The 12,825-nt window shown below is 72.5% G+C and carries 14 protein-coding genes; 5 read left to right on the top strand and 9 right to left on the bottom strand.

Annotation, left to right across the window (positions count from 1 at the left end):
* Positions 1–6 precede the first annotated feature (6 nt).
* Both CNQ36_RS23940 and CNQ36_RS23935 read left to right on the top strand, forming a co-directional pair.
* Positions 7–435 (top strand): VOC family protein, encoded by a 429-nt coding sequence (locus CNQ36_RS23940; protein ID WP_004925788.1) that lies wholly within the window; start codon positions 7–9, stop codon positions 433–435.
* Positions 432–1,184 (top strand): VOC family protein, encoded by a 753-nt coding sequence (locus CNQ36_RS23935; RefSeq protein WP_121547488.1) that lies wholly within the window; start codon positions 432–434, stop codon positions 1,182–1,184. Before CNQ36_RS23940 ends, CNQ36_RS23935 begins: the two co-directional genes overlap by 4 nt.
* A gap of 62 nt (positions 1,185–1,246) precedes the next feature.
* On the opposite strand, the gene CNQ36_RS23930 is transcribed toward CNQ36_RS23935, so the two are convergent.
* The 8 genes from CNQ36_RS23930 to CNQ36_RS23895 form a co-directional block, all read right to left on the bottom strand.
* Positions 1,247–1,495 carry a hypothetical protein gene (locus tag CNQ36_RS23930; protein WP_121547487.1) on the bottom strand — a complete coding sequence of 83 codons (249 nt, stop codon included), beginning with the start codon at positions 1,493–1,495 and terminating at the stop codon, positions 1,247–1,249.
* Positions 1,496–1,521: 26 nt separating this feature from the next.
* Entirely contained in the window at positions 1,522–2,106 is a 585-nt protein-coding gene (locus tag CNQ36_RS23925) for a dihydrofolate reductase family protein (protein WP_121547486.1), read from the bottom strand.
* A 146-nt stretch (positions 2,107–2,252) separates the two neighbouring features.
* Entirely contained in the window at positions 2,253–2,780 is a 528-nt protein-coding gene (locus CNQ36_RS23920) for a hypothetical protein (protein WP_121547485.1), read from the bottom strand.
* Positions 2,781–2,783: 3 nt separating this feature from the next.
* Positions 2,784–4,484, bottom strand: a complete 1,701-nt coding sequence (gene ctaD / locus CNQ36_RS23915; protein WP_040906149.1) for an aa3-type cytochrome oxidase subunit I — start codon at positions 4,482–4,484, stop codon at positions 2,784–2,786.
* A gap of 123 nt (positions 4,485–4,607) precedes the next feature.
* The gene (locus CNQ36_RS23910) at positions 4,608–5,144 is read right to left on the bottom strand and encodes a hypothetical protein (protein WP_121547484.1); all 537 of its coding nucleotides are present in this window, start codon (positions 5,142–5,144) and stop codon (positions 4,608–4,610) included.
* Between the two features lie 185 nt (positions 5,145–5,329).
* The gene (locus CNQ36_RS23905; protein WP_121547483.1) at positions 5,330–5,965 is read right to left on the bottom strand and encodes a GNAT family N-acetyltransferase; all 636 of its coding nucleotides are present in this window, start codon (positions 5,963–5,965) and stop codon (positions 5,330–5,332) included.
* A gap of 193 nt (positions 5,966–6,158) precedes the next feature.
* A complete protein-coding gene (locus tag CNQ36_RS23900) occupies positions 6,159–7,274 on the bottom strand; it encodes a family 2 encapsulin nanocompartment cargo protein polyprenyl transferase (protein ID WP_121547482.1) in 1,116 nt (371 codons plus the stop codon).
* A gap of 133 nt (positions 7,275–7,407) precedes the next feature.
* Complete coding sequence (locus CNQ36_RS23895) at positions 7,408–8,814, bottom strand: family 2B encapsulin nanocompartment shell protein (protein ID WP_121547481.1); 1,407 nt, start codon at positions 8,812–8,814, stop codon at positions 7,408–7,410.
* Between the two features lie 295 nt (positions 8,815–9,109).
* Here CNQ36_RS23895 and CNQ36_RS23890 point away from each other — a divergent pair, with 295 nt between their 5' ends.
* The 3 genes from CNQ36_RS23890 to CNQ36_RS23880 all read left to right on the top strand — a co-directional run bounded on the left by CNQ36_RS23890 (position 9,110) and on the right by CNQ36_RS23880 (position 11,192).
* The gene (locus CNQ36_RS23890; protein WP_206278498.1) at positions 9,110–9,703 is read left to right on the top strand and encodes an N-acetylmuramoyl-L-alanine amidase; all 594 of its coding nucleotides are present in this window, start codon (positions 9,110–9,112) and stop codon (positions 9,701–9,703) included.
* Positions 9,704–9,834: 131 nt separating this feature from the next.
* Positions 9,835–10,278, top strand: a complete 444-nt coding sequence (locus tag CNQ36_RS23885) for a DUF6010 family protein (protein ID WP_121547479.1) — start codon at positions 9,835–9,837, stop codon at positions 10,276–10,278.
* On the top strand, positions 10,275–11,192 hold the full coding sequence (locus tag CNQ36_RS23880) for a 1-aminocyclopropane-1-carboxylate deaminase/D-cysteine desulfhydrase (RefSeq protein WP_121547478.1): 918 nt from the start codon (positions 10,275–10,277) through the stop codon (positions 11,190–11,192). Before CNQ36_RS23885 ends, CNQ36_RS23880 begins: the two co-directional genes overlap by 4 nt.
* 12 nt (positions 11,193–11,204) lie before the next feature.
* Here the strand turns inward: CNQ36_RS23880 and CNQ36_RS23875 are convergent, their stop codons facing one another.
* Positions 11,205–12,797: a Na+/H+ antiporter gene (locus CNQ36_RS23875; RefSeq protein ID WP_121547477.1), complete on the bottom strand. Its 1,593-nt coding sequence runs from the start codon at positions 12,795–12,797 to the stop codon at positions 11,205–11,207.
* Between the last annotated feature and the right edge of the window lie 28 nt (positions 12,798–12,825).

Here is a 12,825-nt window from a genome sequence, read left to right as displayed (position 1 = left end):
GGGCGCATGGACACAGGATCGGACGTGAAACTCGCCCAGTGCTTCATCGCCGTCGACGACCACGACAAGGCGCTGGCCTTCTACCGTGACGTGCTGGGCCTGGAGGTCCGCAACGACGTGGGGTTCGAGGGCATGCGCTGGGTGACGGTCGCCTCGCCGGAGCAGCCCGACGTGGAGATCGTGCTGGAGCCGCCCGCCGCGAGCCCGGACGCCTCCCCCGCCGACAAGCGGGCGATGGCGGAGCTGCTGGCCAAGGGCATGCTGCGGGGCGTCAATTTCACCACCACCGACTGCGACGCCCTCTTCGAGCGCGTCCGGGCCGCCGGGGTGGACGTGCTCCAGGAGCCGGTGGACCAGCCGTACGGGGTGCGTGACTGCGCGTTCCGTGATCCGGCGGGGAACATGCTGCGGTTCATGGAACGTCCCGGCCGGTGAGCGTGCGCTGGACGTACGCCTTCCTCGACCTGCCGGCGTCCGCGGTCGGCCGGACGGGTGAGTTCTGGACCGCCGTCACGGGGACCCGGCTGTCCGAACCGAGCGGCGAACACGGGGAGTTCGTGACCCTGTCGGCGGACGGCGCCGACGCCTGCGTGGGCCTGCAGCGGGTCGGTTCGGGCCCGGGCGGCGCGCATCTCGACTTCTCCGTGGACGACGTGCCGGCGTTCGCCGCGCACGCCTCCCGGGTGGGTGCGGAGACGGTCGCCGAACACGAGGGGTGGACCGTACTGCGGTCGTCCGCGGGCCAGTTGTTCTGCGCGGTGCCCTGGCACGGGGAGTCGGCGCGGCCGCCGGTCGTGCACGGCAGCCGTTTCGACCAGGTGTGCCTCGATCTCCCGCCCTCCGGATTCGATGCCGAAGTCGCCTTCTGGAGCGCGCTGTTGCCCGACTGGGGCTCCACGCCCGGCTCGCGGCCGGAGTTCCATGTGCTGGCGCCGCCGGCGGGGCTGCCCGTGCGCATCCTGCTCCAGCGGCTGGAGGAGGACCGTCCGGTCTCCGCCCATCCGGACCTCGCCTGCGCCGACATCGCCGCGGCCAGGGCGCGGCACGAGCGGCTCGGCGCCGTGGTCACCGCCGCGTTCGACCACTGGACGGTGATGCGGGACCCGGCGGGCGGCACCTACTGCCTGACCGGCCGGGACCCGGAGACGGGCGGGCTGCCCCGCCCTTCGGATCGACGGGGGTGACGAAGGCAGGCGGCGGCCACCACACCGCCCTCGTCGTCCGGCGGCGGCGTGGGCCCGGGGACCTAGCGGTCGCCGGTATCGGGGCCCGCCGCGTCCTTGTGCACCAGGGCCGGCTCGGCGTGACCGGGCTCCCCGGTCCGCCGGGGCCTCGTGGTCTCCGCGCTCTCGCGGGAGGGGAACTCCTCGCACTCGGGGTTGCGGCACGGGCCGTGCACCCACACCGGAACCCACGCGCCCAGCGTCTTGTGGCGCCGGACCACCGTCTCCACAGGCTGTCCGCAGGCGGGACAGACGGGTTGTTCGCTGTCCATGCACCCAGGGTAGGCCCGTGGCCGGTTCAGCGCTTACTGCTGTAGTTCCGCACCAGCGCGCCGTTGCCGAAGGTCCGCGTCGACTCCAGGGTGAACTCCGTGATCGAGAAGCCGGAGGCGAACATGGGCATGCCGGAGCCCTGCACGATGGGGTACGTCTTGATGACCAGCTCGTCGATCTCGTCGACCAGCTGCCCGGCGAGATCGGCTCCACCGCAGAGGTAGATGTCGAGCTCGCTGTCCTCGGCCTTCAGCGCGCGCACCCGGCCGACGAGGTCGTCCGCGATGATCTCGACGTCGGGGTCGGGCGACTCCCCCAGCGTGCGGGAGGCGACGTACTGGCGCAGATGGGCGTAGGGGCTGGTGATGCCCTCCTTCAGCGCCAGCTCGTAGCTGGCCCGGCCCTGGACGACCGTGTCGAACCGCTTGTTCGGCAGGTCGTCGATCTTCATCTGCCTGCGGCCGGGGGTCGAGATGGTCTCGGGGTACTCCGCCGCGAGGAAGCCGAAGAACTCCTCGTCGACGAAGGCGTACATCGCCGTCGCGTCGCCCTCCGGGTCCCCGATGAAGCCGTCGATGGAGCAGGCGATGTAGTAGGTGAGCTTGCGCAACTCGGCCTCTTTCCGTGGGCTGCCTTCTGAACAACTCCAGTTGTAGTACTCCAGTTGTAGTGGTGCAAGCGGATTAAGGGGATCGAGGACAAGTAGAAGAAGCGGGTTCCGCATCCAGCGGTGCCCGTTTGTGAAGGGTCAGCCGGTCAGTGTGGGTGGTGACCGCGGGCCGGTGCGGCACGCCGGACCGTACGGGTGTGCCGTACGGCGATCACCAGGAACACCCCCACGACCAGCGCCGGGACCGTGACGATCACCGCGGGGACGGCGGTGGCCGCCACTCCCGCGACCGGTCCGGCGACGGCCAAGGCGGCGACCGCCGCACGGGGGCGAGGGGCGCCCGCGGGCAGCGGTCCGTGCGGCAGCTGCGCCCACTGCCGGGCCGTCTCCCGCCGCTCACCGGCGTGCCGCAGCGCGGCACCCGCCCACAGCGCGCCGGCGGCCGTGCCGCCCACGGCCACCACCGTCGCCGGCACCCACCACGCCGTGGCCACGAGCAGCACCAGGGCGACCGCCCCGAGCGTGCCCCAGCCGGTCAGGCAGGCGAGCGCCGCGGTGCGGCGGGACAGCGGACGGTCGGGGCCGGCACGCAGATCCGTGACGGCCGGCAGGTACCAGACGGACCCGGCGGCCGTCACCACCGCGCATCCCAGTGCCAGAACGGGCTGCGGCACGGCTCACCTCCCCGATTCGAGCGCGGCGATCTCGGGGTGGTGCAGGTCGAACGCCGGGGACTCGCTGCGGACCCTGGGCAGGGTGAGGAAGTTGTGCCGCGGCGGCGGGCAGGAGGTCGCCCACTCCAGGGAACGGCCGTAGCCCCAGGGGTCGTCGACACCGACCGGCTCGCCGTACCTGGCGGTCTTCCAGACGTTGTAGAAGAACGGCAGGATCGCCAGGCCGAGCAGGAACGAGCCGATCGAGGACAGGGTGTTCAGGGCGGTGAAGCCGTCGGCCGCGAGGTAGTCGGCGTAGCGGCGCGGCATGCCCTCCGCGCCCAGCCAGTGCTGGACCAGGAAGGTCAGGTGGAACCCGGCGGTGAGGGTCCAGAAGGTGATCTTCCCGAGGCGTTCGTCGAGCATCTTGCCGGTGAACTTCGGCCACCAGAAGTGGAATCCGGCGAACATCGCGTACACCACCGTGCCGAAGACGGTGTAGTGGAAGTGCGCCACGACGAAGTACGTGTCCGAGACGTGGAAGTCCAGCGGGGGCGAGGCCAGGATGACGCCGGTCAGACCGCCGAAGACGAAGGTGATCAGGAAGCCTGTCGTCCACAGCATCGGGGTCTCGAAACTCAGCGATCCCTTCCACATGGTGCCGATCCAGTTGAAGAACTTCACTCCCGTCGGGACCGCGATCAGGAAGGTCATGAAGGAGAAGAACGGCAGCAGCACCCCGCCGGTGACGTACATGTGGTGCGCCCACACGGTCACCGAGAGGCCGGCGATCGCGATGGTCGCGCCGATCAGGCCCATGTAGCCGAACATCGGCTTCCGCGAGAAGACCGGGATCACCTCGGAGACGATGCCGAAGAACGGCAGTGCCAGGATGTACACCTCTGGATGCCCGAAGAACCAGAACAGGTGCTGCCACAGCAGCGCCCCGCCGTTGGCCGAGTCGAAGACGTGACTGCCGAACTTCCGGTCGCACTCCAGCGCGAACAGCGCCGCCGCCAGCACCGGGAACACGATCAGCACCAGCAGCGCCGTCAGCAGCACGTTCCAGGTGAAGATCGGCATCCGGAACATGGTCATACCGGGGGCGCGCATGCAGATGATGGTGGTGATGAAGTTGACCGCGCCCAGGATCGAACCGAAGCCCGACAGCGCCACGCCCATGATCCACAGGTCGGCGCCGATGCCCGGCGAGTAGACCGCGTTCGACAGCGGGGCGTACAGGAACCAGCCGAAGTCGGCGGCTCCGCCCGGCGTGAGGAATCCGGCGGCCGCGATCGAGGAGCCGAACAGGAACAGCCAGAACGCCAGCATGTTCAGCCGGGGGAACGCCACGTCGGGCGCGCCGATCTGCAGCGGCATGATCCAGTTGGCGAAGCCGGTGAACAGCGGCATCGCGAACATCAGCAGCATGATCGAGCCGTGCATCGTGAACGCCTGGTTGAACTGCTCGTTCGACATGATCTGCAGACCCGGCCGGGCCAGCTCCGCGCGCATCATCAGCGCCATGACCCCGCCGACGACGAAGAACACGAACGCGCTGACCAGGTACAGCGTGCCGATCTTCTTGTGGTCGGTGGTCGTCAGCCAGTCCACCCAGGCGGCCCGCCGTACCGCGGGCGCCCGCTCGGCGGCCGCCTCGCGCGGCACCGGACGTGGCCCCTCGTCCACCGCGGTCCTCACGTGCTCCATGCGTATCTCGTCCACCGGACGTCTTCCTCCCCAAGCTGTTTCGCGCGCCCATGATCGACGGCGGGGAGAGGGCTCCACATGGGTCGAAGGGGCCCTGCGACGGGCTCCGGGCAGGGGCCGATGGTCCCTGTCGTCCCGTCAGCCCGTGGCGCCGGCCGCGGTCGCCGCTTCCCGGGCGGCGCCCTCGGGCCAGACGATCTCCACGGGGACGCCTCGTGCGCGGGCGTACGTCACCAGATGGGCCGTGGCGTCACGGCCGTCGGAGGGGGAGCCGTCCCAGACGGCCAGCACGAGACCGCCGGCGGCGACGAGCCGCTCGTCCGCGCCGATGCAGGAGTCACGGTCCGTCGGGTCGTAGGTCAGCAGACGCACCCGGTCGGCGAGGGTCAGCAGCTCGCCGGTCGCCATCCGGTCGCGCCGGGGCGGCATCGCGGGCATCCCGACCCGCGTGGGGATCGCCACGACCAGCGGGCATCCCGACGCACGCGCCGCCCGGCCGGACGCCAGCGGGGTGCCCGCGCCGGTCCGCACCATCGCCATGGCGGGGGCGGGCCGCCGCGCCAGGCGGGCCCGCAGCGCGGACTCCACCAGCGGCAGTGCCTCCGGGGTCAGGTCGGCGTGCCCGACCACCATGATGTCCCGGCCCGGCCTGCCGTCGTCCGCCGCTGTGCTCATCCCGCCCCCGCCGCCTCGTCGTCCGGCGCCGCCGGGCCCTCGCACCGGCCGGCGGGCGCCACCCGCGAGCCAGTGAAGCCCGCGGAGGCATCGGCGGCCAGGGCCGAACGTCCCTGTCCGGGGCCCCGGAGTGTCGTCGGGGGTGGCGGCCGTGGGCCGTGGGGAGACGGCTCAGGGCACGGAACTCACCCCTCCAGGCCGGCCCCCGAGCCGCTGGGCCGGGGCTCGCGCCACATGGGCCACATGTGCGGGCCGTCCGGGAGGGCGAGGGGCTCCCCGGACGTCTCGAAACCCAGCCGCCGGTACAGCCGGACGCTGCGCTCGCTGCTCGCCTCGAGATACGCCGCCCGGCCCTCCCGGTCGCAGCGGTCGAGGACCGACCCGATCAGCGCGGTGCCGAGCCCCTCCCCCTGGCGGCCGGGCGCCACGCCGATCATCCACAGGTACTCGTGGGACCGCCCCGCGGGGTGGATGCCCGCGGTGAGCCGGCCGATCAGCTCCACGCGCTCGTTCTCCGGGTCGACCGCCCGGCGCATCCGCGCGAAGCCGTCGTCCTCCGGCTGCTCCTCGCCGTGCCCGGGGTCGTCCGCCGGTACCGACATCCACAGGGCGCACGCCGAGCCGTCCTCGGTGATGTCGACGCGTCCCTCGGCGAGTACCACGTCGGTGAAGGCGGCCATGAGCCTGTGGTGCGTCGTGCGGCGGTACTCGTCGCCGGGGAACACCCAGCCGCTGACCGGGTCGTCCTGGAACGCCCCGTCCAGAAGCCGGACGATCAGCTCCCGGTCCTCGTCCCCAGCCGTACGGATCGCCACACCCATGTCCGCCCCTTCGCTCCAACCGTGCCTGTACATACGGGCGTTGAGCCTAACGGGGGACGGTCGCGGGAGGAGGCGGGCCCCGCACATCGTGGGGAAGTGCGGGACCCGCCGGGCCGGAGCCACCGTGCCGTGCGGGGTCAGGAGCCGCACGGCACCCGGTGGTTCCGGGACCGGGGTGACGGCCGGCGGGCCGTCAGGTACTGCGCCGTGTCACGAACTCGGCCAGGGCCAGCAGCCCGCCCGCCCTCTCCGGGTCGGGCACCGCCCGGGCCACTTCCTGCATCGCCCGCGCCATCCGGTCGGCCGCCTGGGCCTGGGCCCAGTCACGGCCGCCCGCCCGTTCCACGGCCAGGGTGATCTGCTGCAGGTCGTCCTCCTCACGGTGCGGGGCCGCGTAGAGGACGGCGAGCTCCGCCGCCTCCGGCGTGCCGGAGGTGAGCGCGGCGACCACCGGCAGTGACTTCTTGCGGGCGGCCAGATCCGCGCCGGCCGGCTTGCCGGTGCGCCGCGGGTCGCCCCATATGCCGATCACGTCGTCGATCAGCTGGAAGGCCAGGCCCGCCTCCCTGCCGAACGCGTCCAGCGCCTCCACGTCCGCGTCCCCGGCGTCCGCGTACAGCGCCCCGATCGCGCAGGCGCAGCCCAGCAGCGCCCCGGTCTTGGCCTCGGCCATGGCGAGCGTCTCGGCGAGGGTGACCTCGTCGGGGGCCCGCCGCTCCATGGCCGTGTCGGAGTGCTGTCCCGCGCACAGCTCGATCACGCAGTCCGCGAGCCGTGCCGCCGCGGCCGGGGCCGCCGGATGTGTGTCCTCCGCGAGCAGCCGCAGGGCGAGCGCCTGGAGGGCGTCCCCCGCGAGGATCGCGTCGGCGTCCCCGAACACCGTCCAGGCGGTGGGCCGGTGCCGGCGGGTGGTGTCCCGGTCCATCACGTCGTCGTGCAGCAGCGTGAAGTTGTGGACCAGTTCCACGGCGACCGCCGCCCGCGCGGCCGCCGCCCGGGCCGCCGGCCCGCCCAGGGCGGACGCCGCGGCGAGCACCAGGGCGGGACGGATCGCCTTGCCCGCACCGCCGGCGGCCGGTGTGCCGTCGGCCCGCTCCCAGCCGAAGTGGTAGAGCGCGACGCGGCGCATCGGGCCGGGCAGCGAGCCGATGGCGGCCCGCATCACCGGGTCGACCGCGGCCCGCGCCCGCTCCAGCAGCGCCGTCGCCTCGTGCCCGTCGCCGCCGGGCCGCTGCTGCGGCACGGCCGGGGTACCGGGCGGGCTGCCCGGCGCGAGCCCTGCCGTGGGCTCCGTCACGGACTCCGTCATCGGTTTCCCCCTGGGGCCGGCTCGGTGAGGGAGCGCAGGGGCGGCGTCTGCGCACCCGCCGAGCGCGTACCCCCGAGGTGTACCCGCCCGGGCGGGCGGGGACACGGCGTGCGGGACGGGAGCCTGCGGAGGGTCACCGCCAACGGCCGATCTCGACGTTCTCCAGGACGCCGAGCGCGTCCGGCACCAGGACCGCGGCCGAGTAGTAGGCCGTGACCAGGTACTTGATGATGGCCTGTTCGTTGATGCCCATGAACCGCACGGACAGACTCGGCTCGATCTCGTCGGGGATGCCGGCGGCCCGCAGTCCGATGACGCCCTGGTCCTCCTCTCCGGTACGCAGGGCGATGATCGAGGTCGTACGCGCCTCGGTCACCGGGATCTTGTTGCACGGGTAGATCGGCACCCCCCGCCAGGTGGGGATGCGGTTGCCGGCCATGTCGATGGTCTCCGGGACGAGCCCCCGCTTGTTGAGCTCACGGCCGAACGCGGCGATGGCGCGCGGGTGGGCGAGCAGCAGTTTGGTCCCGCGCCGCCTGCTGAGGAGTTCGTCCAGGTCGTCGGGGCCGGGTACGCCGTCGTGCGGCTGGATCCGCTGGTCGTACTCGCAGTTGTGGAGCAGTCCGAAGTCGCGGTTGTTGACGAGTTCGTGCTCCTGGCGCTCCTTCAGCGCCTCGACGGTCAGCCGGATCTGCTGTTCCGTCTGGTTCATGGGCTGGTTGTAGAGGTCGGCGACGCGGGAGTGGATGCGCAGCACGGTCTGCGCGACGCTGAGTTCGTACTCGCGCGGCCTCGCCTCGTAGTCGACGAAGGTGTGCGGGATGTCCGGTTCCCCGCTGTGACCGGCCGCGAGGTCGATCTCCTTCTCGCCGTACTTGTTGGTGCGCTGGCCGGGGACCGTGGTCCGCCGGCGGATGTGGTCGCGCAGGGTCTCCGACCGCTCGGCGACCTGCTGGACGGCCTCACGGGGCAGCACCAGTACGGTGCACGCGGTGAGGGTGCGGGCGGTGTACTCCCAGATGGCGTCCTCGTCGAGCAGGGCCTGCTCACCGAAGTAGGCGCCGTCGGCCAGAACTCCGAGCGACTCGTCCTGGCCGTAGGGGCCGGTGCCGATGCGCTCCACCCTGCCGTGCGCCAGCAGGTACACCTCGTCCGCCGGGCTGCCGAAGGAGGCGATCACCTGGCCGGCCTCGATCTCCCGCTGCCGGCAGCGGGAGGCCAGCTCGGTCAGCACCTCCTCGTCCTCGTACGACCGCAGCAGCGGCAGCTCACCGAGCTCCGCCGGGATGATCTCGACCCGGTCGCCGGTCTTCACGAACGTCATCCGGCCATCACCCACGGCGTACGTCAGCCGCCGGTTCACGCGGTACGTACCGCCCTGCACGTCGACCCAGGGCAGCATGAGCAGCAGCCAGCGCGAGCTGATCTCCTGCATCTGCGGCACGGACTTGGTCGTGGTGGCCAGGTTCCGCGCCGCCGCCGTGCCGAGGCTCTGCTGCTGCCTGGCCTGCTCCGTGCGGACCTCTTCGCCTACCGACATAGAGAATTGCCCTCCCCAATGGTGACCGGCACCCGGCCTCGCCGGGCATCGCTGTGCGTGACCAAGCGTTCCTCACGCAACGTGCCCGCGCCATTACCCGATCGAGCGGGGTTGGATCTTGGGAGGGATGGGCACACATGGGGCGCCGTGTCCGGCGGCGGCCTACCGGAAGGAAATTGTCCGGATCGGCTCGCACAGCCCCGAACGGGTAGTTGAACTCGCTCCTTTCAGGTAATAGGCCCTGTACCAGGTGGCTGCGAAAGGCGGCCGCCGGCCTGCACGTAGGAGGACGGTCATGGCCCCACCCATGTCCGCGAGCGCGTTCCTGCGCGCTCTGAAGGCGGAGGGTCTCACGGTCGTCGAGGTCGGCGACTGGCGCGACCACAACCGCAACCACAAGGGCCCCTGGGGCCCGGTCCACGGCGTGATGATCCACCACACGGTCACCAAGGGCAGCGCCCGCACGGTCGACATCTGCCGCAAGGGCTACGCGAGTCTGCCCGGGCCCCTGTGCCACGGCGTCATCACCAAGGACGGCCGGGTGCACCTCGTCGGCTACGGCCGGGCCAACCACGCGGGGCTCGGCGACGACGACGTGCTCCGCGCGGTGATCGCCGAGCAGCAGCGGCTGCCCGCGGACAACGAGCTCAACACCGACGGCAACCGGCACTTCTACGGTTTCGAGTGCGAGAACCTGGGCGACGGCGAGGACCCCTGGCCGGCGGCGCAGCTGGAGGCCATCGAGAGAGCCGCGGCGGCCGTCTGCCGCCACCACGGCTGGAACGAGCGGTCGGTGATCGGGCACAAGGAGTGGCAGCCGGGGAAGGTGGACCCGCGCGGGTACACGATGACGTCGATGAGGAAGCGGATCGGCGACCGGCTGGGGTGACCCGGCGGCATCGCGAGGCACCCCCCACTGGCGACAACCCGTCGGAACCTGTCGCTCACTCCCCTGGGGCCCGAAAGGAACCGCTCCTAGCGTGGTGAACCGTCCTCGCCGCCCCAGGAAAAGGCCTCGCCATGCAGTACGTCGCCCCGATCGGCATCGGTGTCCTCTACGCCCTGCTGATGTCCCTCGTCCACGAGCCGCACCGGCGGCGCCTGAACGCCGTCATGGTCGCCGGTGCGGGCGCCGCCTACCTCAGCGGCGGAGGGCTGGGCGGCTGGGAGTTCGCCTTCACGGCGCTGCTCGCCTACGTGGCGTTCCGCGGTCTGGAGTCGTGGACCTTCATCGGCGTCGGCTGGCTGCTGCACACCGTGTGGGACGTCGTCCACCACCTCAAGGGCAACCCGATCATCCCGTTCGCGCACACCTCGTCCCTGGGCTGCGCGATCTGCGACCCGGTGATCGCCCTGTGGTGCCTGCGGGGCGGCCCCTCCCTGATCGCCCTGGTCCGCGGCCGCGGCCGGAGGCGGGGGCCCGGCCGCGGGCCCGAGCGGTCGCGGGCGACAATGACCCCGTGACCAGTTCCGGCCCTCCCGGCCCCGGCGGACCCGCGGGCCTGCGCCCGCGGCTGCCCTCTCCGCTGCGGGAGGTCGTGGACGAGCGGTTCGAGCGGCGGGGCGTGCGGCTCCTGCTGAAGCGGGACGACCTGATCCACCCGGAGCTGATCGGCAACAAGTGGCGCAAGCTCGCGCCGAACCTCGCCGGGGCGGCCGGGCGGCCCGTGCTCACCTTCGGCGGCGCGTACTCCAACCATCTGCGGGCCACCGCCGCCGCCGGACGGCTGCTCGGGCTGCGCACGGTCGGGGTGGTGCGCGGGCAGGAACTCGCCGGCCGCCCGCTCAACCCCTCCCTGGGCCGGTGCGCGGCCGACGGCATGCGGCTGCACTTCGTCGACCGGTCGACGTACCGCCGCAAGACCGATCCGCGGACCCTGGCGGCCGTGCTCCGCGCGGCGGACGCCGAGGACGCCCTCGTCGTGCCCGAGGGCGGCAGCAACTCCGCCGCCGTGTGCGGCTGCCGGGCGCTCGGCGAGGAACTGGCCGGGCGGGCGGACGTGGCCGCGGTGGCCTGCGGGACCGGCGGCACCCTCGCGGGGCTGGCCGCCGGGCTCGGCGACGGCACGCGCGCGCTGGGCATACCCGTCCTCAAGGGCGGTTTCCTGCCGGACGCGGTACGGGCGCTGCAGCACGGCGCGTTCGGCGGTCCGCGCGGCGACTGGAGCCTCGACGACCGCTTCCACTTCGGCGGATACGCGCGGATCACCCCGGAGCTCGAGGCGTTCGCCGAGGACTTCGAACACCGCCACGGCCTGCCCGTGGAGCGTCTCTATGTCGCCAAGTTGCTTTACGCCCTTGTCGTCCTGGCCGGTGAGGACGCGTTCCCGCGCGGGAGCACGGTCGCCGCCGTGATCACCGGACGCCCCTTCCCCTGAGCGGGGCCGACCTCACGTCGCTTCCCGGTACGCCGCCGCCTCCTCCAGGTCCAGCCGGCGCAGCAGCGTGCGCAGCATCTCGTCGTCGATGTAGCGGCCGTCGCGCAGCCGGACGAACACCTCGCGCTCCGCGCCGATCATCTCCCGCGACAGCCGCCGGTAGGTGTCGTCCACCGACTCCCCCGTGACCGCGTTGACCTGCCCGAGCCGCTCCCAGACGGCGTTGCGGCGGCGCTCCAGGACGGTGCGCAGGCGTTCCGCGAGCGGTGCGGGCAGGGCGTTGCGCTCGTCCGCCAGCAGCTCGTCGAGGCGCTGCTCGGCGACCCGGGACGCCTGCGCCTGGGCGTTGGCCTCGGCCAGCGTCTCGGCCCGCGCGTCGCGGCCGGGGAGCTTCAGCACCCGGATCAGCGGGGGCAGCGTCAGCCCCTGCACGACCAGGGTGCCGATGACGGTGGTGAAGGTCAGGAAGAGCAGCAGGTTGCGCTGCGGGAAGTCCTCGCCCTCGGCGGTGACCGGGATCGAGAAGGCGATGGCGAGCGAGACCACGCCGCGCATCCCGGCCCAGGCGATGACTAACGGCGCCTTCCAGCCGGGTCTCCCCTCGCGCTCCCGGATCCTCGCCGACAGCATCGGGGGCAGCCAGGTCGCCGGGTACACCCAGAGGAACCGCATGACGACGACCACCGCGAACACGGCGAGCGCGTACCAGGCGGCCTCGATCCCCTGGTACTCGCCGAGTCCCCTCAGGACCACGGGCAGCTGAAGGCCGATCAGCGCGAACACCGCGGACTCCAGGACGAACGCGACCATCTTCCACACCGCCTCCTCCTGGAGCCGGGTGGCGAAGTCGACCTCCCAGGCGCGGTGGCCCAGGTAGAGGGCGACGACCACGACGGCGATGACGCCGGAGGCGTGCACCTGCTCGGCGACGGCGTAGGCGACGAACGGGATCAGCAGGGAGAGGGTGTTCTGCGGCAGCGCCTCCTTCACATGGGTGCGCAGCCAGTGCAGCGGCGCCATCAGCACCAGGCCGACCGCCAACCCGCCGACCGCCGCGACCAGGAACTCCCCGACTCCCCCGGCCCAGGTCGCGCCCTCCCCGACGGCGGCCGCCACGGCCACCCGGAACGCGGTGATCGCGGTGGCGTCGTTCAGCAGGGACTCGCCCTGGAGGATGGTGGTGATCCGGGACGGCAGACCGACCCGGCGCGCCACCGCCGTCGCCGCCACCGCGTCCGGCGGGGCGACCACCGCGCCGAACACCAGCGCCGCGGTCAGCGGCAGGCCCGGCACCATCAGGTACAGCACCCAGCCGACGGCGAACGTCGCGAACAGCACGTACCCCACCGACAGCAGCGCCACCGGCCGCAGTTGCGCCCGCAGGTCGAGGTAGGAGCTGTCGGTGGCCGCCGTGTACAGCAGCGGGGGCAGGATCAGCGGCAGGACGATGTGCGGGTCGAGCGTGTACTCGGGCACCCCGGGGACGTAGCTGACCGCGAGGCCGGCCGCGACCAGCAGCAGCGGGGGCGGCACCGGCGTGCGCCGGGCCGCCGCGGCGATCGCCGCGCTGCCCGCCACCAGCAACAGCAGGGGCATCACATCCATGTCCGGCCCACCCTCGTTTTTCCGCGCG

The organism is Streptomyces fungicidicus (assembly GCF_003665435.1).
Lineage (GTDB): Bacteria > Actinomycetota > Actinomycetes > Streptomycetales > Streptomycetaceae > Streptomyces > Streptomyces fungicidicus.
Note: the sequence above shows the minus strand (reverse complement) of the source record. Positions and strands in the feature narration are given on the sequence as shown.

Excerpts from the sequence above, each read along its gene's own strand:
- CNQ36_RS23940 (WP_004925788.1), top strand. The coding sequence starts at position 7 with ATGGACACAGGATCGGACGTGAAACTCGCCCAGTGCTTCATCGCCGTC.
- CNQ36_RS23875 (WP_121547477.1), bottom strand. The coding sequence starts at position 12,797 with ATGGATGTGATGCCCCTGCTGTTGCTGGTGGCGGGCAGCGCGGCGATC.
- CNQ36_RS23890 (WP_206278498.1), top strand. The coding sequence starts at position 9,110 with ATGGCCCCACCCATGTCCGCGAGCGCGTTCCTGCGCGCTCTGAAGGCG.
- CNQ36_RS23930 (WP_121547487.1), bottom strand. The coding sequence starts at position 1,495 with ATGGACAGCGAACAACCCGTCTGTCCCGCCTGCGGACAGCCTGTGGAG.
- CNQ36_RS23905 (WP_121547483.1), bottom strand. The coding sequence starts at position 5,965 with ATGGGTGTGGCGATCCGTACGGCTGGGGACGAGGACCGGGAGCTGATC.
- CNQ36_RS23910 (WP_121547484.1), bottom strand. The coding sequence starts at position 5,144 with ATGAGCACAGCGGCGGACGACGGCAGGCCGGGCCGGGACATCATGGTG.
- CNQ36_RS23885 (WP_121547479.1), top strand. The coding sequence starts at position 9,835 with ATGCAGTACGTCGCCCCGATCGGCATCGGTGTCCTCTACGCCCTGCTG.
- CNQ36_RS23900 (WP_121547482.1), bottom strand. The coding sequence starts at position 7,274 with ATGACGGAGTCCGTGACGGAGCCCACGGCAGGGCTCGCGCCGGGCAGC.
- CNQ36_RS23895 (WP_121547481.1), bottom strand. The coding sequence starts at position 8,814 with ATGTCGGTAGGCGAAGAGGTCCGCACGGAGCAGGCCAGGCAGCAGCAG.